20 protein-coding genes and 1 pseudogene are annotated in these 22,402 nt (G+C 54.3%); 8 read left to right on the top strand and 13 right to left on the bottom strand.

What is annotated here, in order from left to right; all coding sequences use genetic code 11:
• The first annotated feature begins 174 nt into the window (after positions 1 to 174).
• Together B7444_RS09340 and B7444_RS09335 are read left to right on the top strand one after the other, a co-directional pair.
• Complete coding sequence (locus B7444_RS09340) at positions 175 to 1,080, top strand: DMT family transporter (RefSeq protein ID WP_007282162.1); 906 nt, start codon at positions 175 to 177, stop codon at positions 1,078 to 1,080.
• A 4-nt stretch (positions 1,081 to 1,084) separates the two neighbouring features.
• Positions 1,085 to 1,426, top strand: coding sequence for a hypothetical protein (locus tag B7444_RS09335; RefSeq protein WP_007282161.1), 342 nt, complete (start codon positions 1,085 to 1,087; stop codon positions 1,424 to 1,426).
• Here B7444_RS09335 and B7444_RS09330 read toward each other — a convergent pair.
• Entirely contained in the window at positions 1,423 to 2,343 is a 921-nt protein-coding gene (locus B7444_RS09330; RefSeq protein ID WP_007282160.1) for a LysR family transcriptional regulator, read from the bottom strand. The genes B7444_RS09335 and B7444_RS09330 overlap by 4 nt on opposite strands.
• Positions 2,344 to 2,444: 101 nt before the next feature.
• On the opposite strand from B7444_RS09330, the gene B7444_RS09325 reads away from it, so the two are divergent.
• The 3 genes from B7444_RS09325 (at position 2,445) to B7444_RS09315 (ending at position 4,615) form a co-directional block, all read left to right on the top strand.
• Positions 2,445 to 3,269, top strand: coding sequence for a DODA-type extradiol aromatic ring-opening family dioxygenase (locus B7444_RS09325; protein ID WP_007282159.1), 825 nt, complete (start codon positions 2,445 to 2,447; stop codon positions 3,267 to 3,269).
• A 40-nt stretch (positions 3,270 to 3,309) separates the two neighbouring features.
• Positions 3,310 to 3,912, top strand: coding sequence for a YceI family protein (locus B7444_RS09320; RefSeq protein ID WP_007282158.1), 603 nt, complete (start codon positions 3,310 to 3,312; stop codon positions 3,910 to 3,912).
• A gap of 97 nt (positions 3,913 to 4,009) precedes the next feature.
• Positions 4,010 to 4,615, top strand: coding sequence for a glutathione binding-like protein (locus B7444_RS09315; protein WP_007282157.1), 606 nt, complete (start codon positions 4,010 to 4,012; stop codon positions 4,613 to 4,615).
• 61 nt (positions 4,616 to 4,676) lie between these two features.
• Here B7444_RS09315 and B7444_RS09310 read toward each other — a convergent pair whose 3' ends face one another.
• Both B7444_RS09310 and B7444_RS09305 read right to left on the bottom strand, forming a co-directional pair.
• The gene (locus tag B7444_RS09310) at positions 4,677 to 4,970 is read right to left on the bottom strand and encodes a hypothetical protein (RefSeq protein ID WP_231502924.1); all 294 of its coding nucleotides are present in this window, start codon (positions 4,968 to 4,970) and stop codon (positions 4,677 to 4,679) included.
• Between the two features lie 226 nt (positions 4,971 to 5,196).
• Positions 5,197 to 5,700 carry an RcnB family protein gene (locus B7444_RS09305; RefSeq protein WP_007282155.1) on the bottom strand — a complete coding sequence of 168 codons (504 nt, stop codon included), beginning with the start codon at positions 5,698 to 5,700 and terminating at the stop codon, positions 5,197 to 5,199.
• A gap of 282 nt (positions 5,701 to 5,982) precedes the next feature.
• Between B7444_RS09305 and B7444_RS09300 the strand changes: the two genes are divergently transcribed.
• The gene (locus B7444_RS09300; protein ID WP_035730105.1) at positions 5,983 to 8,178 is read left to right on the top strand and encodes a TonB-dependent receptor; all 2,196 of its coding nucleotides are present in this window, start codon (positions 5,983 to 5,985) and stop codon (positions 8,176 to 8,178) included.
• A gap of 15 nt (positions 8,179 to 8,193) precedes the next feature.
• Here the strand turns inward: B7444_RS09300 and B7444_RS09295 are convergent, their stop codons facing one another.
• The 5 genes and pseudogenes from B7444_RS09295 to B7444_RS09275 form a co-directional block, all read right to left on the bottom strand.
• On the bottom strand, positions 8,194 to 8,832 hold the full coding sequence (locus B7444_RS09295) for a TetR family transcriptional regulator (protein WP_007282153.1): 639 nt from the start codon (positions 8,830 to 8,832) through the stop codon (positions 8,194 to 8,196).
• Positions 8,829 to 10,496 (bottom strand): annotated as a pseudogene (locus B7444_RS09290) (SulP family inorganic anion transporter). Before B7444_RS09290 ends, B7444_RS09295 begins: the two are co-directional and overlap by 4 nt.
• A gap of 60 nt (positions 10,497 to 10,556) precedes the next feature.
• Positions 10,557 to 12,455, bottom strand: coding sequence for an acetate--CoA ligase (acs, locus tag B7444_RS09285; RefSeq protein ID WP_007282150.1), 1,899 nt, complete (start codon positions 12,453 to 12,455; stop codon positions 10,557 to 10,559).
• Positions 12,456 to 12,606: 151 nt separating this feature from the next.
• Positions 12,607 to 13,167 (bottom strand): 5' nucleotidase, NT5C type, encoded by a 561-nt coding sequence (locus tag B7444_RS09280; protein WP_007282149.1) that lies wholly within the window; start codon positions 13,165 to 13,167, stop codon positions 12,607 to 12,609.
• Between the two features lie 120 nt (positions 13,168 to 13,287).
• Positions 13,288 to 13,698: a hypothetical protein gene (locus B7444_RS09275; RefSeq protein WP_231502925.1), complete on the bottom strand. Its 411-nt coding sequence runs from the start codon at positions 13,696 to 13,698 to the stop codon at positions 13,288 to 13,290.
• Between the two features lie 1,467 nt (positions 13,699 to 15,165).
• On the opposite strand from B7444_RS09275, the gene B7444_RS09265 reads away from it, so the two are divergent.
• Positions 15,166 to 16,122: a ribokinase gene (locus tag B7444_RS09265; RefSeq protein ID WP_007282145.1), complete on the top strand. Its 957-nt coding sequence runs from the start codon at positions 15,166 to 15,168 to the stop codon at positions 16,120 to 16,122.
• A 46-nt stretch (positions 16,123 to 16,168) separates the two neighbouring features.
• On the opposite strand, the gene B7444_RS09260 is transcribed toward B7444_RS09265, so the two are convergent.
• From B7444_RS09260 to B7444_RS09245, 4 genes are read right to left on the bottom strand one after another with little or no spacing between them, the layout of a single operon-like run.
• Complete coding sequence (locus B7444_RS09260) at positions 16,169 to 16,741, bottom strand: PqiC family protein (RefSeq protein ID WP_007282144.1); 573 nt, start codon at positions 16,739 to 16,741, stop codon at positions 16,169 to 16,171.
• On the bottom strand, positions 16,738 to 17,700 hold the full coding sequence (locus tag B7444_RS09255; RefSeq protein ID WP_007282143.1) for an MlaD family protein: 963 nt from the start codon (positions 17,698 to 17,700) through the stop codon (positions 16,738 to 16,740). The genes B7444_RS09260 and B7444_RS09255 overlap by 4 nt, the downstream gene beginning before the upstream one ends.
• A complete protein-coding gene (locus tag B7444_RS09250; RefSeq protein WP_007282142.1) occupies positions 17,700 to 18,473 on the bottom strand; it encodes an ABC transporter ATP-binding protein in 774 nt (257 codons plus the stop codon). The genes B7444_RS09255 and B7444_RS09250 overlap by 1 nt, the downstream gene beginning before the upstream one ends.
• Positions 18,474 to 18,476: 3 nt before the next feature.
• Entirely contained in the window at positions 18,477 to 19,628 is a 1,152-nt protein-coding gene (locus B7444_RS09245; protein ID WP_007282141.1) for an MlaE family ABC transporter permease, read from the bottom strand.
• 256 nt (positions 19,629 to 19,884) lie between these two features.
• On the opposite strand from B7444_RS09245, the gene B7444_RS09240 reads away from it, so the two are divergent.
• Positions 19,885 to 20,739, top strand: coding sequence for a S1/P1 nuclease (locus tag B7444_RS09240; RefSeq protein ID WP_007282140.1), 855 nt, complete (start codon positions 19,885 to 19,887; stop codon positions 20,737 to 20,739).
• 37 nt (positions 20,740 to 20,776) lie between these two features.
• Here B7444_RS09240 and B7444_RS09235 read toward each other — a convergent pair whose 3' ends face one another.
• Positions 20,777 to 22,180 carry a diguanylate cyclase gene (locus B7444_RS09235; RefSeq protein ID WP_231502928.1) on the bottom strand — a complete coding sequence of 468 codons (1,404 nt, stop codon included), beginning with the start codon at positions 22,178 to 22,180 and terminating at the stop codon, positions 20,777 to 20,779.
• Positions 22,181 to 22,402 lie beyond the last annotated feature (222 nt).

Below are 22,402 nucleotides of genomic sequence, written 5' to 3'. Positions count from 1 at the left end.
AAGGAAACGGAACAGGACAGACCATGACGCGGGCATAGTCTGCGTCGGAGGTTCGCCTGTATAACGGTTCCCGGAAGCTGCTGGCAAACCGGATCTCTCTTGTCCTTCTTTCGGGCCTCCTGCCATAATGAGAACTACCTCCCCGAGGGGACACATATTTGCTACGGCATTGTAATGAAAAATTCAGATGGTCGCTTTCTTCTCCTGTTCGTAGCTGTCGCCATTCTGTCGTGGGCCAGTGCCTACCCGGTTGTGCGAATTGCTCTTCATGATTTTGCTCCTATCCCTCTGGCTGCCCTGCGTTATGCGATTGCGGCAGTCATTGCGGCGGGATGGCTTCTCTGGAAGCGACCGGCACGTTTACGTTTCTCTGACTTTCCGCAGGTGCTGGCCTGTGGTGTGGTCGGCATCACGCTTTACAATATCTTCTTTAACTGCGGAGAAATGACAGTTTCCGCTGGCGCGGCAAGCCTTCTCATCAGTGCGGCTCCTCTGATGGCAGGCTTGATGGCCATGGCTTTTCTTGGAGAGCGCATGTCTCTCTGGGGCTGGGCTGGGTCCGTGCTTAGTTTTGCAGGTGTGGTCCTGATTGCAGAAGGGCAGTCAGGCGGCTTGTCCTTCGGCTCTGGTGCGACGCTGGTCTTCGGGGCTGCCGTCTGTGGGGCGCTTTACACCAATCTGCAAAAAGGGCTTATCCACCGGTATGGCGCGCTGACAACCATTGCTTATGTGCTGATCAGTGGGGCGTTGTTTCTCAGCCCATGGCTTCCGGCTGGGATCCGCAGTTTCGTCCACGGGTCTTTTGCAAGTCAGGCCTCGGTGCTGGAACTGGGTACCTTTCCGGCGGCCATAGGGTACGCGGCATGGGCCTTCGTGATTGGCCATCTGGGGGCAACCCGTGGGGCTGCGCTTCTGTATCTCCTGCCACCCGTGACAATGCTTCTGGCCTATATTCTGACGAATGAAATCCCGACAGTTCGAACGCTTCTGGGAGGAGGTATCGTCATGGCAGGTGTGGTGCTGACCAACACCTGGGGAAGACGCACTGTGATCTCCAAAGCTGGTCGGACTTTGGGATAACGGGATGCAGCTTTCCGTTTATGTCGTGACGGATCTGTCAGACTGGCCGCTGGCTCGCCGGTCTGGCGCTGTGCTGGTTGCGGATCAGGCTGCAGAAGGCTGGGCGAGACAGATTTCGCTTCCTCCTCCATCTCCGTTTCGCAAAGTTCATGGGGCCGGTTGCTCCTGCTGTTCGCGGGAAGGTCTTTCCGTCACCATGGCGCAACTGTTTCAGGACCGTATTCTGGGCGTTGGGCAACCCTTCAGTACAGTTGTGTTGCTCGTGAAGACGGATGAACGTCCCGAAGTTCTTGCCTTGCTGGAGCAGGATGTCCTCGTTCGCGCCCGATACCGCGTTCACGGTTAAGGAGCCGGGCTTTCCCAAGGGGGGACAGGAGCGTAGCGTTCAGCCAGAAAGTCGATCATCGCCCGGACTTTCAGGGGGACATGCGTAGTTGGAACATAGACGGCATGCAGGTCAGGCCCATCCAGAACAGGCATATCGAGGGTGATGAGGCGTAATAGTCCGGAGCGAAGTTCGTCCGCTACGATAAAGGTCGGCTGATACAGGATGCCTTGGCCCGCAAGGGCTGCCGTTCTCAGGACGTCCCCGTTATTGGCCCTCAGAGTGCTCCGGATGGGAATGGTGCGCTCTCCCTTTCGCCCAAAACTCCATCGTGTTGAGCCCCCGGCATCACTCAATGTATATCCAAGACAGGCATGCTGCTGGAGGTCACTGACTGTTTTCGGGGTGCCATGCTGCTCCAGATAGGATGGAGCCGCGCAGAGTGTGAAAGTGATGTGAGCCAAGCGCCGGGCTTTGAGGCTGCTGGGCGAGAGATGACCTATGCGCAGGGTCAGATCCCAACCCTCCGTCAGGGGATCGACACGGCGGTCATCCATACCAAGCTCAACCGTTACAAGCGGGTATTTTCGGCTGAAGGCAGGCAACAGAGGCGCGACATGGCGGATTGCAAATGAGACCGGTGTGTTTAATCGCAGCAGGCCTCGTGGTTCCAGGGCCTCGGCGGACACTTCCTGTTCCATTTCTTCCAGGTTGGAAAGCAGCTTCTGGCATCGATCCAGATAGAGGCGCCCTGGTTCCGTCAGAGACAGACCCCGGGTACTACGATGGAACAGCGAGATGCCAAGGTGGTCTTCAAGGGCTGAGACATGCTTGGTGACCATCGTCTGAGAGAGCCCAAAAGAGCGGGCTGCCGCTGCGAAGCTGCCTTGCCCGACCACCCGGACAAAAACCTGCATACTGGTTATGCGATCCAGCATCTCACACTCCAGGTGTTAAATGACTTTCCTGAAGTCAGGATTATCGTCATGCCGGTTCGATGACAATCTGCCTTTCAATAGATGAAGGGAGGTAGCTTCTGATGACAGACATTTCAGCGAAGAAAGTCGATGGGAAACGGCAGCCCGTGATTTTCATGCCTCATGGCGGCGGCCCATGCTTTTTCATGGGATGGTCTCCCGTCTGGGATCGTATGGAAGAGCACCTGCGTGGCATCGGGAGTACCTTGCCACGCCGCCCCTCGGCAATTGTCGTCATGTCCGGACATTGGGAAACTGATCGCCCTACCGTAACATCCGGTGAAACGCCTTCACTGATTTACGATTATTACGGCTTCCCGGAACATACCTACGCACTCCAGTATCCCGCTCCTGGATCCCGGGATCTGGCACGTCAGGTTCGGCATCTTCTGGAAGAGGCCGGTATTGCCGGTGATGAAGATGATCAGCGCGGTTTCGACCACGGTGTGTTCATTCCATTCATGCTGGCTTTCCCGGAAGCGGACATCCCTGTCGTTGAACTGTCTCTGCCGCATCATGCTTCAGCAGACCAGGTCATGAATATTGGCAGAGCACTCGAGCCCCTGCGGGATCAAAATGTCCTGCTGGTCGGGGCTGGCATGTCTTATCATAACCTGCGCCGCTTTCTGCGGCCTGATGCCGAAGCGGCCCATCATGCGATACAGTTCGACAACTGGCTGACCCAGGCCGTCGAGGCTGCGCCCTCGCAGCGTGCTTCCCTGCTGGCCTCCTGGCAAGATGCTCCCTGCGCGAAGGCGTGTCATCCGGAAGCAGACCATCTGATGCCATTGATGTTTGTTGCCGGGGCTGCGGGAACTGATCCTGGTTCTCGGGATTACAGTGATACCATCATGGGAAAAACGTTGTCCGGCTTCCGTTTCGGCTGACACCATTTTCTTTTTTTAACGTTCAGAAAAGGACTTTGTCATGAAGACAATTCTCTCCGGCGCCGTCGCTGCTCTTTCGCTTACGCTTGCCGCCACCAGCGCCCTTGCGGCGGCTCCGGCAGACGTTAAATCCGGTACTTACAAGGTTGAGGCCGGCCATACCCAGGTCAATTTTTCCGTTCTGCATTTTGGCTTTACGTATTATTCGGGACAGTTTTCAAACGTCAGCGGCAGCCTGAAGCTTGATGCTGCTCATCCGTCAGCGTCAAAGCTGTCAGTGACCATTCCAGTTTCCAGCGTTGCGACGTCCAGCACAGTCCTGACAGATGAACTGAAGAACAATGAATGGTTTGATGCCACAAAGTATCCTGAGGCGACATTTGTCTCGACAGAGGTTTCTCCGGCCGGTGCGGAAGACGCTGTTGTGAGCGGCAACCTTACACTTCATGGTGTGACCAAGCCGGTCGTGTTGCATGTGCATTTCGTCGGTGCTGGCGTGAACCCGATGGATAAGGCCTACACGGTAGGTTTTCAGGCCACAGGGACAATCCATCGCAGCGACTTCGGGGTGAAGAAGTACGTGCCTTATGTCAGCGATGACGTGAACCTGACAATTGCAGGTGCATTCGAAAAGCAGCCGTAAGCGTTCAGGTGAGGGAAGGCGAGAGGCCGCGGCCTCTCGTCTTTCACTCTTTGAATAAGCGCAACTCGGCGTACGTGCTGTAAATGAGGAGAGTACTATGAAGCTGTATTACAAGCCAGGCGCTTGTTCACTGGCTACCCACATCATTCTGAATGAGATCGGGAAGCCTTACAGTCTTGAGAAAGTGGATACATCCACCAAAAAGACGGAAACTGGCGCAGATTACCTTCTCATCAATCCTCGTGGTGCAGTTCCGGCAATCGAGATTGAGCCAGGTGTCGTTTTGACACAGAACTCGGCCATTCTTCAGTATATCGGTGACCATTCCGATATTGCCGCGTTCAAACCCGCGTCTGGTTCCCTGGAACGCGGCCGCCTACAGGAAGCGCTCGGCTTTTGTGGAGACCTGCATAGTGCTTTTGGCGGGTTGTTTGCGCCGGGCCTGACGGCCGAGGCCGAGAAATCTGTTCATGAGCAGATCCATCGTCGAATGAGCCAGTTTGAAGAGATGCTTTCCGATGAGCATGCCTATTGGCTGGGCGACGATTTCACTCAGGCTGATGCCTATGCTGCTGTCATCATGACATGGTCGGTATTCAAGAAGCTGGATATTTCCCATCATCGCAAAGCCTGGGCACTGAGGGAAAAGGTCATGGCGCGCCCGTCTGCGAAGCGTGCCTTTCAGGAAGAAGGGCTCGCCTGAGCTACAAAACGGTCAAGCCGGGTCTTTGTTGGCCCGGCTTTCTACGCAGAGCAGGCGAGGCTTATCGAACGCTGTCGATGTGGTATCCGTTGGCCATGCGATAGGTAATCAGGAAGTGCTTTCTTGTCTTGTGATTCTCGTACCATTCGGCAGAAAAATAGTTACTCAAGGGATGGCCGTGGAGATCATAGGTTACCTTGTATGAGACAGGATCATCACTATCCCCGGTGATTTTTTCGACACTGATGACCTTGGCAATCGCGACATGCGTGATGGAATCATCGCCCGAGACTTTCTCCCAACCCAGCCAGCCGAATAAGCTCAAAGCCGCAACAAGAACGAGGGCCGAGGCCAAGCCTAACCAGTCCTTGGAGTTAGGTGAGAGCGGCATAAAGACCCCTTCCTGAAAACATCAGATGCACATATCCAGATCATTCGTCTGGCGCATCTAAAATATTCTTTTATCGGAGGTGGGTGGGGGGGAAGACCGTGCAAGCGGTCGAAATCCAGACGTCTGAAAATAATATCGTCGATAGATAAGAAAAGGCTCGGGTCAATATTCACCCGAGCCTGTTTGTGCTTCAGTAAGGGCCGGGGCCAGGCGGCGGCGGCGGGGGAGGAACTGGCTGATACCCCGGAGCCACTGGCTGGGGACTGGCAACCATTCCACCCACAACACCTGCGATAAGGCCGGTTGTAACAGCCGTCAGCAGATACTGGTTTCCGTACTGCATCCAGTAGTAACCACGAGGCGGCTGCCAAAGACCTGGGCGACCGCGCCAGTTGTTGACAATCCATCCGTTGTTCCGTGGTCCCGTGTAGCGTTCACCCTTGCGCCACACCCGGTTGCGATCGAATGAGTTTGGACCACCGTTGTAGCCGCCACGGTTCTGAAAGCCGCCCGGCCCACCTTGATTACCTGGCCTGCCTTGTCCGCCCGGGCCACCTTGATTACCCGGCCCGTCTTGTACACCCGGGCCACCACGTCCACCTGGACCGCCGTCGCGCGGGTCGGCGGAAGCCGGGTTCATCGTGATTGCCAGCATGCAGCTCATCAAAGTGCCAGCAATAATTTTTTTACGCATAAAACTGCCTTTCTCAACATGGTTCGGGGAGGGGCAGAACCACTTGTCCGAACATGGTCTTGAGAGAAATATGACGGGTCCAGCGTGGCAGTAATATGGCGTATCCCCTGAGGGAAAATCTCGGATTGTAACAAAAATTCAGGTCAGACTGTGCCAGTTTGGAAACACTCGGCCCGGAAAATTGCACTTCCACGCGAAAACGAAGCTTATATAAATTGTGGCACTCAGTGCCAAAATATAGAAAGCCCACAGAATCTGAAAGACAGCATACAGGATAATGGAATGAAAATCTCGCGGCTTGCGATGTGTCTTCTGGCTGGCTCAGTCATGAGCAGCGTCTCGGTATACGCTGCGGAGACCCAGACAGATGCTGCGAAACATCCGTCATCTTCAAGAAAAGCCGTGAGTGCGCCCAAAGCTGAGCAGATTACGGTTCACCGTCGGAGTGGAAGCGGAACGGTTGCAGATTACCGGACGAAGGAGGCTGCCCTCGGCCCTCTTGGAAGCCGTTCCATTCTGGATACGCCGATGTCCGTGATGGTGGTGCCCCATGACGTCCTGGTCAATCAGCAATCCAGAAACATCAACGATCTCATTGCTTTTGTACCATCTGCCCAGCTTGAGATGCGTGGAGATCCAAACACCAGCCGACCGCAGTCCCGTGGGTTTGAAGGGGATGTGATCGCCAACTCCCGGATGGATGGCCTCAACATGGTCATCACCACGCCTTATGCTGCCGAGCAGTTTGATAGTCTGCAGGTTCTCAATGGTCTTGCAGGTGCTGTCTATGGGCCGCAAAATCCAGCAGGCACGTTTGATTTTACCCTGAAGCGCCCGACGGATCGCCAGACCGAGCGCTTTGTCGTCGGTGTAGATTCAAATGGTGCGCCGATGGAGAGCGTGGATGTCTCAGGGCGTGTCGGACACAACAAGTGGTTTGGATATCGCCTGAACCTGCTGAACCAGAATGGTGAAGGGTATGTTGCAGATTCCCATATGCGCCGAAATCTGGTGAGTGGTGACTTCGACATTCACATTTCACCCAAAACCGTCATCCAGATTGATGCCAGCCAGTACACTTACGCCCAGCGCGGATATCCGGGTGGCTTTTCGTACAGCACCGCTATTCAGCTGCCTGATGCGCCGGACCTGAGCCAGAAGGGCTACGGCCAGAAGCAAGCTGGCTACAATATGGAAACCGACACAGCTCTGATGAAGATCATTCATCACTTCAATGATGAATGGAGCCTGAAGCTGGGCGGCATGTGGGAAAATGCAGGCAGAAACGTCTTCAGTGTTGGTAATCAGTTGCTCAATTCTGCCGGTCGTTACAGCCAGACGATTTCGGCAGCCACAACGGCGAACGATTTCGTCTCGGGCAGCAACATGGCCTACCTGAATGGCGTGTTCCATACCGGGCCATTGAAGCATCAGATCGAGGTTGGGACAAACGGCTATGTTATGGGGAATTACAACCCGACATCCTCTACAGGAAATATTACCCTGGGGCAGGCCACGATCGGCAATCCGCAGACCGTTTCGAGCGCCCAGCCTTATTATTCCGGGCGTTACAAGTCTGCAGATACCATGACGCAGTCCCTGCTGGCGGGCGATACGATTTCCCTTGGCAAGCACTGGTCCATCATGGGCACATTGGCCTGGAGCTGGCTGAGCACAAACAACTATTCCAAAGGCGCTGTCAAAACATCGACCTATAGCCGTTCTGCGGCCTTCAGTCCGATGACGAGCCTGCTTTACAAGCCAGCCTCCAATCAGACGGTCTATTTCACATGGGGCCGTTCTCTGCAGGCGGGAACGACGGCTCCATCTGGGGCTGTCAATGTAAACGAAGTTACGGCACCGCTGCGTTCAGAAGAATATGAGGTTGGCTACAAGATCCTTGTCGCAAAACGGCTTCAGCTGAATGTTGCCGGGTTCCGCATGGCTCGGCCGTTTGGCTATACGGATCCTGTGACCAATGTTTATGCGAATTACGGCATACAGCGGAACTATGGTGTCGAGTTCCAGGCTTCTGGAAACATCACGGAAAGCCTGAGTGTTCTTGGCGGTATGACATGGCTTGATGCACAGCTTCTGAACACAGGGGTGGCGAAGACGTCCTACAAACAGGTCGTGGGCGTACCACCGCTGATGGCGAATGTTCTGCTCGATTACCGTCTGCCCTTCCTGAAGGGCGGAGCGGTGAATGCGAATGTTCATTACATGGGCCGTCGTGCGGCGAATGTTTATAACACCACCTTCGCGCCATCTTATGTGACGCTTGACCTGGGTGCCCGTTACGCAACGCATGTTTATCAGCAGCCACTGGTCTTCCGCTTCGGGGTCAATAATGTGACGAACCAGAACTACTGGGCATCTGTCTACCCCTCCAGCATCAATGGTGGCGGTACGGCCACTAACTCCGCAGTGGCGGGTTTGCCAAGAACCTACCACTTCTCCATCGAACTGGATCTCTGAGCCGCATGAGCCCTTTCAGCCGAGGCTGAGAGGGCTGTCTTCCATCCAGAGAAGGGGATGGAAGGTAAAGGCGCGACGAAGCAGACCTTCAAGATCTGCATTGCCTTCCGTTTTCATCCATTCATCAACTGCCGTCCGATATGTTGCGATGGCCGTGCGGGCAATCAACCGCGCGGCAAGAGAGGGCATATCGGTGGGAGGAAGGCGTGCCATCAAAGCTTTGGCCAGCGCTTCCTCCCATTCTTCATATTTCTGCAAACTGACGCTGCGTAATGCCGACTCAAGCTCCAGGAGCTGGACCAGAGCGTAAGCATACTCTCTGTTCGCTGTAATACGATGCACCACGGGCAGAAGTGCCAGCAGCACCATGTCCTGAAGAGAAGCATCCGGGCTGGCTGAAGCGATTGCGTTCTTCAGCGCCTCTGTCATTTCACTGGTCCAGGCGAGGATGATATCGCCTTTCCCTGAAAAATAGCGAAACAGGGTCCGACGCGAGACATTGGCGGCTTCAGCAATCTGCTCGACGGATGTCTCCTCGTATCCCTGCGTTGAGAACAGCCGCAAGGCTTCCCACGCTAGAGCTGTGGCCGTACGGTCTTTCTTGCTTTGGCGGCGGGTAAGGTCTTTTTTGTCATCCTGCTGCCCGTCCATCATGGCGTTGCAGCAGTCTGGATGGACTGTCTGGCGGCAGCCAGAGCGGTGTGGAGTTCTTCAAACAGGTTCTCAGCGCCAATCGCGCCTACAAGCCGATGGCGGTTCATGTCTGCTTTCAGCTCAGGACTGACGCGCCCGAAAAACATCCTGACTCCCCGTTGTTTGAGACTTTTGAGGAGGGCACGCAGGTCCTCCGCAGCCGAATAATCAATATCCGTGATCGGACTACACTCTACCACAATACATCGAACGGGATGAGGGGCATCATTCAGGAGGGTGATAACGTCCCGACTGAACCGGGCCGAGTTCGCATAAAACAGGTCTGCACAGAAGCGAAAGATGATGAGACCAGGCTGGGTTTCGAGGCCTCCATGGGCTGGAACAGATTCAAGGGCTCCCGTTGCTCCGAAAGGCTGAAGAACCGCCGTATGAGGAGCGTAGCTATGGCGGACATGGCGAAAGAGCGAAAGGGCAATGGCCATAAGAATGCCTTGCTCAACTCCGGCGGCCAGAACAATGACCGCCGTTGTAAGCGCGAGCCAGAATTCTCCGGGGCTTTCGCGGCGGATAGCCAGCAGCGCACGGATTTCGACCATGCCGATGGCCACAGTGAAAACAATCGCTGCCAGAACGCACTGTGGAAGATACTGCAACGGTCCAGTGAAAAAGAGCAGAACAAGTAGGGTAACGATTACGAAAGTCAGTTGCGCAATCTGACTGCGGGCACCGGAGCGAACAGCCATGGCTGTCTGTGTGGGGCTGCCATTGACTGTGAATGTTCCGCTGAGTGCCGCCGCCGCATTGGCGATCCACAAACCTTCCAGATCCCGGTTTTCGTTGAGCGCTTCGTTGAAACGTGTCGCGAAAGAGCGAGAGGTTGCAGCACTCTGCGTGATGATCACGAAAACACACGATGCTGCGACCGGAAGAAGAGAGGCGAATTCATTTTACCCAATGACCGGAAGCCGGACATGAGGAAGGCCCCCACTGACAGGCCCGAGAGTAGAGACGCCAAAGCGCGAAAGCCCTATATATTTGCTCAGGACTATGCTTCCGACGACCACGCACAATGCGGTGGGAAAGCGCGAACAGAAATGGTTGAGAAGCAGTATGACGCCTACTGTTCCTGCTGCAAGGCATGCTGAAACGCCATTGGCGTGATGTAGGTTGGCAACGGTTTGTGCAAGCTGGAGAATGGGATTGTGGGCATCAGTTTGAACGCCAATGAGTTCATGAAGCATGGCGATCATGATCTGGAGCCCCACACCCGTCATGAAGCCAATTAGCACTGTTCGGGAAAGAAAATCTGCCAGGAAGCCAAGCCGGAACAGGCGCGCGACAAGGAGCAGCCCCGCCACAATCAGCGTCGTCGCGCTGACAAGCGTTATATAATGAGCACTTCCAAGCGGGGCCAAGGCGCTGAGGGAGCCTGAAAGGATAGCCGCTGTGGCAGAATCAGCAGCAACAACCAAGTGTTTGGATGATCCGAAGAGTGCAAAACCCGCCAGCGGAAGCAGAACAGTATAGAGACCTGTCACTGCTGGCATGGCCGCTATCCGGGCGTAACCCAGGACCTGCGGAATATTGGTAAAGGCAAGAGATAGTCCGGCGAGAATGTCGCTCCGCCAGGTGGCAGGAAGAACTCTGCGCCAGGACTGCCCCATATTATTCGCCTTTCGGATACCTCGTCAGATCCTGGACCAAAATCCGGCAGGTTTCATCAGTCAGCCCTGCACGATGCGGATCAGAACGTCCACAATTTCGGGGTCTGCGAGCGTGGACAGATCACCCAGCCCGTCTGTTTCTCCGCAGGCAATCTTGCGCATCAGGCGGCGCACGTTTTTCCCCGAACGGGTTTTTGGAAGATCCGGTACGATGTAGACTTTTTCCGGTGCCGCGTAGCGTCCGACCTTGGCTGTGATGGCGCGGACCGCAAGCATTTCCAGTTCGGGATGAGACGGATCGCGGGCAACAGCGTACACGACGATCCCCTGGCCCTTCAGGTCATGTGGGATGCCAATGGCCGCGCTTTCAACAATGGCGTGCTCGGCGGCGAGGGCATCTTCAATTTCGGCGGATCCGATACGATGACCAGATACGTTGATCACGTCATCGACGCGCCCGGTGATCCAGTAATACCCGTCTTCATCCCGTCGGGCGCCGTCACCCGTGAAGTAATGGCCCGGGTAGGGGCGCAGGTAGGTTGTCTGAAAGAGCGTATCGTCGTTCCAGATCGTCAGTGCGCGACCTGGCCAGGACCCATCCAGGCACAGAACACCTTCTGTTGCGCCGTCAAGAACCTGCCCCTTGTCATCCAGAAGCACAGGATGAACGCCCGGTAGGGGAAGGGTGGCAGACGCCGGCTTTTCCTTTACGGCACCTGGCACAGGGGAAATCATGATGCCGCCGCTCTCGGTCTGCCACCATGTGTCGACAAATGCACATCGGCCACCGCCAATCACGTCATCAAACCAGGACCAGGCTTCCTGACTGATTGGCTCGCCGACAGTTCCCAGAACACGCAGGGACGTCAGGTCATACTGACGTGGGAGCTCATTGCCTTCCCGCATCAGGGCACGGATGGCCGTTGGGGACGTGTAGAATGTCGTAACCTTGTGGGACTGAATAACTTCCCACCAACGACCAGGACCCGGGTGAGACGGCATGCCCTCAAACAGAAGAATGGTGCCACCGTTCGAAAGCGGGCCGTAAACGACGTAGCTATGGCCTGTAATCCAGCCAATATCTGCTGTGCACCAGAAGACATCGCCCGGCTGATGGTCAAAAACCAGTTCATGCGTATAGGAGGCCCATGTCAGGTAGCCACCCGTTCCGTGCACAATGCCTTTGGGTTTCCCGGTGCTGCCCGACGTATAAAGCAGAAATAATGGGTCCGTAGAGGCCATGGTTTCGGCAGGGCAGGAGGCCTCGGCCTTTTCCAGAAGCGGGGTCAGCATTTCGTCGCGACCCGCCTGCATGGGAACTGGTTCATCCGTTACACTGACAACCAGAACGCTGCGGACAAACAGGGTCTCAGGCCGCAGGCTCAGAGCAGAGTCCATGGTGGTCTTGAAAGGAATGCGTTTTGCACCACGACGCCCGACATTGGCAGTAATGACCAGTGCCGTGCCGCTATCGGCCAGTCGATCTGCAATGGCTTCCGGAGAAAATCCGCCAAACAGAACAACATGAATGGCACCCAGCCGGGCGCAGGCCAGCATGCCGATCACACCTTCGAGGACGGTAGGAAGGTGAATGGCAACCCTGTCTCCGCGAGAGATACCATGGGCACGCAGGACATTGGCCATCTGGCAGACGCGCGCATGCAGGTCACGGTATGTCAGGCGAACAACATGATCGGCTTCTTCCGCCCGCCAGATCAGGGCCGTCTGATCGCCTCTGGTCTCAAGATGGCGGTCCAGACAGTTTACACTGGCGTTCAGTGTGCCATCGGCGAACCAGCCGTTTCCGGTATCCTGCGCTGAGGAGGGCGCGTTCACCCATTCCAGTCTCGTGCCCTGTGTTTGCCAGTAAGCTTCCGGGTTCTGGCGCGCTGTGTCTGTGAGGGCGCGATAATCGGAAGGGGAAAGGCGAAACGCACCAGAGCGGAAAGGAGTGGACATAAAGGAAACGTGCTCACAGACCAGAAGCTTAAAAACGGGAGCAAAGCTGTATCGTAAACTGGAGCACAAATCCAAAAGCAAAAAACCGGAAAGGCTTACAATATTGTAATTTCGACGAACTGTCTCTGTCGTTTGCGGTCGTCCCGAGGGTTTACGGGTTTTTAGCCAGACGTTGTGCCGTAAGGTATGAAACGGTCTCGCGCCAGTTACTCACGCGTGGAGACCATTTGACCTTCTGGTTGTGACGGGCAGAAAATAGAACACCCTGACCCTGAAAATCATGAAAATGTCGGACATTGTCGTCAACCAGGTAATCGGCAGCAAGAATATTTTTATGTCCGCAGAAGACTATATTCAAAGGGGAAATAAAAGGAAAATTCTTTTGAAGCCACTGAAATTTTGGCCCGCAGGAAGCAGGATATTCCATTGCTGCCGTCGTAATGAAAATATCGAAATCCTGACTGAGCTGCTTCAGAGCATCTTGTGCGTTTTCCATAACGCCCAGCTCGGCAAAGAACGCTCCAGCATGAAGAACGCTCTGCATGGCTTCGGCATGTTCCGGGGCAGCCAAATCACCGAGATGGCAGCCTTTCAGCTCTTCATCGTTCCAGTTGTATCCATGGACGTCCAGATACCAGAGACGTTGTGCTGCAAAAGTATCTGCAATCACTTCGTCCATGTCGATAGCAACGCGGAGGCGATTATTTTTCACGATTTCCGGACTCCTGAACGGGATCAGAGGAAGAAGTCTCTCCCGTTCAGGGTTTTAGTGCAATCTGCCTAGAGTCCGATTTTAATGCACAAACCGGTCAGGCAATGTTTGCTCTGCTAATTAGCGCAGACGTCGGCCTTCCTGAATGCCGTAGAAAATGAAGTGCAGGAAAAGATCGCCGTCATATTCCTGAAGATCAGGATTGGCAGCGCGATAATCATTGGAATTGAAAAAGCGGTTTGGCTGGCGGCCTTCTCGATACCCGGTTTCGCGATAATGTGTCGCGGCGTCAAATCCGGCTGCTGCAACGTCCGGGTATTCGCGCTCGTACCACGCTCTGTCAAAAGCACAGACCATGTCAGTGAGAAAAGGATTTACGACTGGCTCTGCGATTTCGGCAATTGTCTCTACGACTGTGATTTCAGGTTCTGGCGCAGCTTCTGCAACCGGAGCAATTTTTTTCGCGCGAGACGATGCTGCAGTTTTTTTTGATGTGGGACGGGGGGATGTCTGGCGGCTGGTAGAAGACATAATGGCTGGAACCTTTTGAGCTATATCTGTTTGGAGCGGGACACACAGAAGGCCCATCCAGACCTCAGTGCAAAACGTCTCGAATGAGTGAACGATAGCTTAACAAGATAATTATTAAAATGAAATTTGCACTATTGTGACAGGAAATAGCATTGATGCAGATCCGGTGTGCAAAAGATCATGTTGCGTGTGAGAAAACATCCGTTATCCGCCGTTATTTATCGAATAGCGTTGCATCGCTGCAAGGTTTTAGGGGGTCAAATACAAGGAGTTCGGACGATTTTTGTTTTTTAACGCAATTACAAAGTTTTTCATTCCCATGGGGCGCCTGCGCAGGTGCGTCCCTTAGGGGCGTCTTAAACAAATACAACATGCCTCGTGTCATTGAGGCTACTGTGTTTGCCTTGATGCAGGCAAAGCTGGATACTGTATTCACACTATCTTGCGTGTTGTAATGCGCTACTGTTGGCCACGAACAGGTTCGGCTTGTCCGAAGGATTTATTCGTCGGATACACAGGACGCGAAAATTATTTCAGGTGACTGCCCGTTAGAAACCCAGCCATCATTGGCTTCCGACGTGCTAAATGTATCGAATACGGATTGATCTTGGTAATGCTGCATGCCGGAGATAGTCATAAGGCGAGCAGAATTCCTGGAAGAAGATCTGGTCTATTTATAACGATAACGAAATATATTATTAGTTATTCAGGGTTGTGCACGGTATTTCAGTCAATATACATCAACAGCTTTCCTCGCATGCTGGAAGAAAGGTGTCAGGTTGTTCTTCACCATGCAGCACGGGCCGAGCTTGCGTGTGGCCGTTGGCAGTGCCTGTGTTCCAGTCCCATTCCGGATTCTGGAAAGCCGTATATTTAAAGAGCTCCAAAGCGACAGGAAAAGCTTTCTCTCGCAGGACCCGAGAAAATCACTTGATCAGGTATTGGATCAACAGGACCATGATAGATCTGTTCTGCGGATTTTGCTTCATTGGTTGTCAGGCAATCAGATGTGTCTTGTTCCTTACACAAAAAACTGGCGCGTCTCGACAACACAGCGTTCAGGGTCATCAAAAAAACCATGTTTTTTCAACATACGGCATCGGAAGAGACCATACCTACAAAACAGATCTATGAGGTGTATTTCCCATCAGTTGCCGTAATGAAAGCGGGTACGGGGACGAGTGCTATTCAGCTGCATGGCTTTAAGACGGGAAGTCTCGACTGGCTTACCTTAATCAAGGCTCCCCTCCTGATACAGCCTGGCATGTGAAGTGCCTGTTTCCAGAAGATGCGGCGATCCATGGTCTTCGGCAGTCACGTTCCCGAACCCAACCCTCTTATACACGAGACTTTTCCGTTAGCGCGCTGTGATGCCTGATTAAATTCCCGGCGAGGATTATACGGCATACTGACGGACACCGGCTGGAAGTGTTAATGGGAGGGCTTCCTTATTGCTGAGACGAAGCCATGCCAGACAACACCCCTTTGATCCTCTCTTTTGGAAGCATCAATATAGATGTCACGGCTCGGGCTGCTCGTCTGCCGCGACCCGGAGAGACAGTTCATGGGGAAAGCTATGCTGTCATGCTTGGTGGAAAAGGAAGTAACCAGGCAGCAGCAGCGGGGCGTCTTGCGGCAGGTTCGAATGTTCAGGTCGCACTCGCCGGGCGGATCGGGAAGGATGGATTTGGTGTGCAGGCGCATCAGGAGCTTGAGCGTTTCGGCGTAGATCTTTCTCCTCTACTTAAGGATGCTGCCAACCCAACAGGGATTGCCCTGATCGGAATTGATGGAAGCGGCGAAAACTGCATTACCGTCGTTGGCGGTGCAAACATGGCTGTTGATGAGACAGACGTTCTGCATGCTGAACAATGGCTGAGCCGTGCAAAAGTCTTGCTGCTTCAGTTGGAAATCCCACAGCCTGCGGTTCTTGCCGCAGCACGCCGCGCTCGGAACGCGGGGGCGATTGTTGTCCTTGATCCTGCTCCTGCGCCGGAAAATGGACTTCTGCAAGCGCTCTGGCAGGAAATAGATGTTCTGACGCCTAATGAGAGTGAAACATTCCAGCTGACCGGCATTCGTGCCGAAACTGTTGAGGACGCAGCGCGCGCAGCGGAGGTTCTACTGGCAAAAGGGGCGAAAGCCGCCCTCGTGAAAATGGGAAGCCGGGGTGTGTTCTGGCACGATGGCACGCGCAGCGGGTACAGCGCGCCATTTCAGGTACAGCCTGTCGATACGGTCGCGGCAGGAGACTGCTTCAATGCCGGGTTGGCGTATGCTCTGGCACAGGGACAAACGCTCGAAAAGGCGGTCCGTATCGCATCAGCGTGCGGGGCACTCGCGACAACACGTCATGGTGCGGCTGATGCAGCGCCGGAGTGGAATGCTGTCACGGCCCTGATGTCTGCTCAGCCCGAGAATTGATTGAGCTAAAACCGTAGGGGGAATTCAATGCCCTCTGCGGGATGCGTCAGAAGGACGGAGTTGAGGCTCCAATTGCTGCAGAAAGCTGCTCAACAAGCTCACGTGTCAGAGCGACGTTCTCGGCATCTGTAGCAATCGGCCCATGTGCTGTGAAACTTGCGCGATGATGCGTCACGGGTTTCTGTTCGTCTGACGGGATGAAAGACCAGTCTGCTTCCAGTGTACCCTGACCGTCCGCTGCAATATCCAGTCGGGTGACGTTGATGTTCAGTCTTGTGCCATGTGTCGAGGAGGAGGCATGGGAGGTCACAAAAACAGTTGGCCAGATCTGCGAGAGCTTTGCTGTCACCAGATCTGTCATTCCACGCGACAGACGACTGCCCCATCGACCGTTTGTGCTGCGATCCAGTAAGTCGCCGTGTCTGACGACCATGTCCTGACTATCCAGATAGTCAGGCAGCAGAATGGGATCGACCAACAGGACAGAGGTTGTCGCATTCAGCGGGCTTGTCGCCGTTGCGATGGCCGGTGCCCCCAAGGTGTAGAACTTGATGGGGGCAGACGCGCACCCGCTCAGCAGAAGTCCTGCGACGGCCAGAGAAGCAAAAGACAGTTTCATTGGTGGCGTCCCGTCAGCAGAAGTTGCGGATTGCGTTCGACATCATTGGCAAAGCCGCGCAGCGCAGAGGCGGCTGATGCAATGTCCCGCAGGCTGGCATCGAGATTGGCTCTGTCAACGGAACGGGGTGAAGTCATGCTCTGGATATTGGCCAAAGTCTGATCAGCTTTCTGGATCGTGGCATTACTGTTTTCCAGAAGTGTGTGGAGTTCTTTTCCGCGTGCGCTCAGTTGCTCCGATCCGGTATCTGCCAGCCTGTTCAGGCTTTTGAGCGTCTGTTCCAGTTCGGGCTGAAGATGGGTAATCAGGTTGCGGCTGGCATCCACCATATCGCGACTATGATCGGACGTAGAGCGCACGCTTTCAATCAGCGCTGGCAGGTCGCGATCCAGCCTGTCGGAAAGTTCCCGCACTGCTGCGAGAGAGGCGTTGGCATTATCCCCCAGTTCCTTGATGGGAAGGTTCTGCAAGGTCTGAGACATGGCCTGTATGGAGGACTGCTTGGTCGGGATCTCGGTGACCTTTGCAATCGCAGGGTGCAGAACGGCAGGAACTTCCGGGGCAAAATCCAGATCAATTTCGGACGAGCCGGTAACGAAGCTTTTGAGATTCATTTCTCCCCGTAGTCCCTGGGAGACCAGATCCTTGATTGTTGGCAGGTGATGCGTAGCGTTGCTGGTCAAGCTGATATTGTCCGGGCGCATGGTCACATACACCGGGATGTAGGCGTCTTTCGTCTCCGGATTATATTCAATGACGACCTTGTCCACTGCACCAACCTGTACGCCCCGGAACGTAACGGGTGCCCCGACGGAAAGCCCGGATGAGGCGCCGTGAAAAATCAGAACAGCCTTTTCCATGCGGGTAAACGGATGGAAGTTGCCGAAAAGCACAAATGCGCCAACGGCCAGCCCGATACCGCCTACGACAAAGGCACCGACAAGAGCTTGCCTGTTCATCAATTGCGTCCTTCTTCGTCACGTTCCCGGTGCATGAAAGCATGGACCTGAGGTTCATCACAGTGATCGCGCAGGTCTCTCGGAGACCCATGGGCGATGGGTATTTTGGTTTTGGCGTCCAGAAAGATGCCATCATCAGCGATATGGAAGAGACTTGAGAGTTCATGGCTGACGATAACAATCGTCGCACCCAGCCCATCCCGAAGATTGAGGATCAGGTCATCCAGACGGGCCGATGTAATAGGGTCCAGGCCGGCGGAGGGTTCGTCAAAAAACAGAACGTCCGGATCAAGGGCGATGGCACGCGCCAGGCCCGCTCGTTTGCGCATGCCTCCGCTAATTTCGGAGGGCTGAAGGTCTATGGCCTGTAGCATGCCCACAAAGCCAAGCTTCAGTTCAACCAGTCTGCGAATAACGTCGGGTTTCAGGTCCGTAAACATCTGGAGGGGGAGGGCGACGTTCTCCCCGATTGTCATGGAGCTCCAGAGTGCACCGCTCTGGAAAAGAACGCCGAACCGATGATTCAGCTCTGTTCTCTCTGCTTCCGAGCCGTCCCAGTATCTGTCGCCATCGACCAGGTATTCACCAGCAGTCGGGCGAAGGAGGCCGATCATGCTTTTCAGCAGAGTACTCTTGCCGCAGCCTGATCCGCCCATGACAGCAAAAATGCTGCCTTTTTTAACGTCCAGCGTGATGTTCTTCTGAATCACTTTGGGGCCAAAGGCGAGTGTGACGTCTTTCATGGAAAGAACGGTTGGTCTGGTATCGCTCATGGATCAGATCCCCACCACATCGGCGATAACCGCAAAGATGGCATCGATGGCGATGACGCCGACAATTCCCACGACCACGGCGCGGGTTGCGGCAATTCCGACGTCCGCCGCTGATCGTCCAGCCTTCAGACCAATGCGGCAGCTGGTGAGCCCAATGAATGCACCAAAGACAATGCTTTTAACAAAAGCAAAGATGAACTGACCGATCCCGAATGAAATCACGGTCTGATGAAAATATCCGGCAGCCGTAATATCGAGCATTGAAATAGCCACGACGAAGCCGCCAAGAATCCCGACCAGACAGCCGTAGAGATATAGAAACGGCATGGTGATGACGAGTGACAGGACGGCAGGCAAAATCAGATAGGTGGACGTTGGGATGCCGAAAACATTCAGAGCGTCGATTTCTTCATTGCCCTGCATGGTCGAGATACGGGCTGCATAAGACCCGCCGGTTCTGCCGGCCATGATGATCGCGGTCATGACGGCTGCCATCTCACGCACCATCGCGATACCGACCAGACTCGCAACATAGATGCCAGCCGCGAATTTCTGGAGTTCGACGGCACCAACAAAGGCGAGGATGGCGCCGACAAGGAAATTGACGATCCCGACGATCAGGAGCGCGTAAGGACCAGCATTCGTTGTGTCTGTCAGTAGGTCGACAAACCGCATGCGGCTGCGACCGGTCAAGGCAAGGAAGCCACCTTTGACGGTCATGGCCCCAAGCTCCGCAACGGTTCCGATTTCGGTTAGACCGTTCAGCGTGCGCGCGCCGATAACTTCCAGAAAAGTAGAACGTTTCTTATGGGAGGTCGGCTTGTCGGCCGGCACATCAGGCAGCAAATCAAGGAGTTGCCGCATCGGTGCCGGAAGACTTTGTGTATCCAGAGTGATGTGTCTGTCATGGCCTACGCGTTTGACGTCCCACAGGAAGGCGATGAGTCCTGTGTCCCAACGGGTCGTTGCCCGCGTATCAAATGCAAGAGTGCTGCCGGCAGGAGCGGCATCAAGGCCGTTTCCTGGAAACGACGGAATATTGCCGGTACGGGCCATCCAGGAGCCTTGCAGGGTCAAAACCGGACCACTCTCGCCAGAAGACAGATGCCAGTCTGGAGCGGCTGTGTCTTTTGTTGGGAAATCCGGCTGTTGCAAGTTTGCCTCGTCGTTTCCGTCAGCTTGTTCTTTCTCTTGTGTAGGACCAGATTTCTCCAGTGAAAAGGGGGAACTGAACCGTTCGGTCATTTTTGATTGAGGACGGATGGGGCTCGTCCATCATTGTGAACAAATCAGTTTTCCTTGTGGGGGCTGCATAAGGATGAGAGAACGAAGTCAGCTTTCATTTTCATCTGAGATATTCTCTATGCGCTCGTGGATCTTACCTGTTTCGTTTGTCTGTGCGGCTGTAGTCATGAGTGTTCCGCAGGCTCGTGCATGGGGCCCCTATGGTCACGCTATTGTTGCTGATATTGCTCAGGATCGTTTAACCCCGGAAGCCGCCAAGGCGGTACAGGCTCTCCTCGCGCAGGAAGGGCACCAGACATTGGATCAGGTCGCATCCTGGCCTGATACGATAGGGCATGTTCCAAAGAAAAAAGGCGGCCTCCCGGAAACGTTGGTGTGGCATTATGTGGACACGGACGTTTCCAATCCGGCCTACGAACGTGAGCGTGATTGTGCTGACGGAAATTGTGTTGTCGAGAAGCTGCCCGAATTGGAAAAAGAACTGGCAGATCGCTCAGCAACATCGCAGCAAAGGCTGGATGCGCTTAAATGGGTCGTTCATCTTGTCGGCGATCTTCATCAGCCCTTACATGCAGCTGAGCGGGACCATGACAAGGGAGGGAACGCCGTTCGGCTTTCTTATTATGGAGAGACGGAAAACGGGCATATGAACCTTCATGCCTTGTGGGATGAGGGTGTGCTGGATCGTCAGGCATCGCTGGTGGTTGGGCCGCATTATACGATTGATTTTGCCAAGGCCCGTACGGAGGCGAACCAGCTTGGCTCAACTATTACAGCAGATGAAACGGCCTACTGGGTTGCCGACCTTTCCGACGGCGATGTTCACCATGCGGTGGTCGACTGGGCGGATGAAAGTCATGCACTGGCCCGTTCCATTTCCTATGGTGCTCTTCCACACGTCAACGGAGCGGACATTCGAGACGCCTATACGGCTATTGCGTGGCCAGTTATTCAGCTTCGCCTGCAGCAGGCAGGGGTCCGGCTGGCCGCAGTTCTGAATGCGGCGCTTGGTCATGAATAAACCCAGACGCGCTCTCTAAACATTCTCGTCCTGAGAACTACAAACGCGGCAAGCTAGCCAGATCTGGAGTTGCAATGACAGTGCAATTTCTGCCGCGTTCTTTTGCATAGTAGAGGGCGCGATCGGCGTCCTCAATAAGATGAGTATAGTCAGGATGCCCTTCGAAGTGGGCAACGCCAATCGAGACCGTTACGGACAGAGCGGTTCCGGTGGGTTGTGTTGAGACTTTGGTGACACTTTCGCGAATGCTTTCAGCGATCTGGAAAGCACGTTGCAGGTCGGTCTCCACCAGGGCGACAAGGAATTCCTCTCCTCCGTAACGGAAAATGAAATCGCTTGTGCGGCAGGATGCTATCAATTTTTCAGCGACTTCCCGGAGAACAGCATCTCCTCCAGTGTGGCCGTAACGGTCATTGATTGCTTTGAAGTAGTCGATATCGATCATCAGAATGCTGAAAGGAACCTTTCTTCTGATGGATTGCGCGACCTCTCTCGCCATGATGGTAGGCAGAAATCGTCTGTTCAGAGTGCAGGTGAGGGGATCGCGACCACTTTCAAGCGCTTCACTTTTCTTGAAAAGATCATCCATCAAAAATCGGATCTCTTCAATTTGCGCCTGGAGTTCATGAATGCGGGCTGCAGCCGGAGGAGTTTCCGTGGCGAGGGATGGAATCAGAACCTGATCGATCCTGCGGATGGCAATCTTGATATGCTCGATCCCGCCGGTATTAGGGAAAAGAAGACTACCTTTGTGATTGAGCCACAACCCGAAACCCGATGCTTCAAGCAGGGGAAGGGGAGGGGGGGCATTACAGCAAATAGCAAGCAGGATTTTGTGGCCCCAGTCGAGAAGAGCTGCACGCTGGATTTCTCTCTCAAGAGTAACGTCCTGCCCTAATGTGACCAGTCGATATGCCTCGTCGGTTTCAATTTCCTTCTGAAGATCCCTGACGAATTCTCGACTCATCATCTCTATGGCGAGATCCATCATGTTTTCGACATAGTCGATCGCTTTCGCCAGATCTGTTGAGGAGGTCAGACTTTCAAAAAGAGATTGCCTCAAAGTGCTTTTAAGAAGGCGTGCGCCGTGCATGACAACGTGAAGGGGAACCCTGATTCGGGCATGGACAAGGCCAATCCTTCGCTGAGTTGCAACGAGCGAAGATAGATCCGGAGCAACAGGAGTGAAAAGAGACTGGCACCACTTTAGGAGCGCGGCATGTAAGTGGTCATTGACGATCTGGTTAGAAAGGAACGGGGTTGCTTCCGGGTGATTTAAAAGAGTGGAGTAAAAGTGTTCCACACCCGCAGGGGCCCTGTCCTCCACGATATCGGCGACAATCAAGCGGATAGCGGGTTCTACGGCATCGATGATGAGTTGCCACTCCATCTCATCCGGGGAGAGGGAAGCGGTAGTTATGGGCAATGTATCGACCGTCAACGGAGACTCCTGGAACGGAAAACGGCTCACGAGAAATAGGGATGCGTACGATACAAAGTGCAAAAGTGCGCTCTGATTCTCGGTGAAGAATACCGCGGAAAGCTTTTTGTAGCGTTAACAGAGTGCTTCTTATCTGACCATCATGAACGGCGAGAAGCGAAGGGTGGAGTTTTTTCGTTTTTTTTATGATTTTGTGATTGACGGGTTCGGTGGGTAGTCTTA

It is taken from the genome of Gluconobacter thailandicus F149-1 = NBRC 100600, assembly GCF_000964465.1.
Classification (GTDB): Bacteria; Pseudomonadota; Alphaproteobacteria; order Acetobacterales; family Acetobacteraceae; genus Gluconobacter; species Gluconobacter thailandicus.
The sequence above is the reverse complement of the archived record's forward strand: the minus strand, read 5'-3'. Positions and strand labels throughout refer to the sequence as shown.

Coding starts and splice junctions, on each gene's coding strand:
- B7444_RS09340 (WP_007282162.1), top strand. CDS start 175: ATGAAAAATTCAGATGGTCGCTTTCTTCTCCTGTTCGTAGCTGTCGCC.
- B7444_RS09240 (WP_007282140.1), top strand. CDS start 19,885: ATGAGTGTTCCGCAGGCTCGTGCATGGGGCCCCTATGGTCACGCTATT.
- B7444_RS09275 (WP_231502925.1), bottom strand. CDS start 13,698: ATGTCTTCTACCAGCCGCCAGACATCCCCCCGTCCCACATCAAAAAAA.
- B7444_RS09260 (WP_007282144.1), bottom strand. CDS start 16,741: ATGAAACTGTCTTTTGCTTCTCTGGCCGTCGCAGGACTTCTGCTGAGC.
- B7444_RS09335 (WP_007282161.1), top strand. CDS start 1,085: ATGCAGCTTTCCGTTTATGTCGTGACGGATCTGTCAGACTGGCCGCTG.
- B7444_RS09330 (WP_007282160.1), bottom strand. CDS start 2,343: ATGCTGGATCGCATAACCAGTATGCAGGTTTTTGTCCGGGTGGTCGGG.
- B7444_RS09265 (WP_007282145.1), top strand. CDS start 15,166: ATGCCAGACAACACCCCTTTGATCCTCTCTTTTGGAAGCATCAATATA.
- B7444_RS09300 (WP_035730105.1), top strand. CDS start 5,983: ATGAAAATCTCGCGGCTTGCGATGTGTCTTCTGGCTGGCTCAGTCATG.
- B7444_RS09315 (WP_007282157.1), top strand. CDS start 4,010: ATGAAGCTGTATTACAAGCCAGGCGCTTGTTCACTGGCTACCCACATC.
- acs (WP_007282150.1), bottom strand. CDS start 12,455: ATGTCCACTCCTTTCCGCTCTGGTGCGTTTCGCCTTTCCCCTTCCGAT.
- B7444_RS09255 (WP_007282143.1), bottom strand. CDS start 17,700: ATGAACAGGCAAGCTCTTGTCGGTGCCTTTGTCGTAGGCGGTATCGGG.
- B7444_RS09305 (WP_007282155.1), bottom strand. CDS start 5,700: ATGCGTAAAAAAATTATTGCTGGCACTTTGATGAGCTGCATGCTGGCA.
- B7444_RS09295 (WP_007282153.1), bottom strand. CDS start 8,832: ATGATGGACGGGCAGCAGGATGACAAAAAAGACCTTACCCGCCGCCAA.
- B7444_RS09250 (WP_007282142.1), bottom strand. CDS start 18,473: ATGAGCGATACCAGACCAACCGTTCTTTCCATGAAAGACGTCACACTC.
- B7444_RS09325 (WP_007282159.1), top strand. CDS start 2,445: ATGACAGACATTTCAGCGAAGAAAGTCGATGGGAAACGGCAGCCCGTG.
- B7444_RS09320 (WP_007282158.1), top strand. CDS start 3,310: ATGAAGACAATTCTCTCCGGCGCCGTCGCTGCTCTTTCGCTTACGCTT.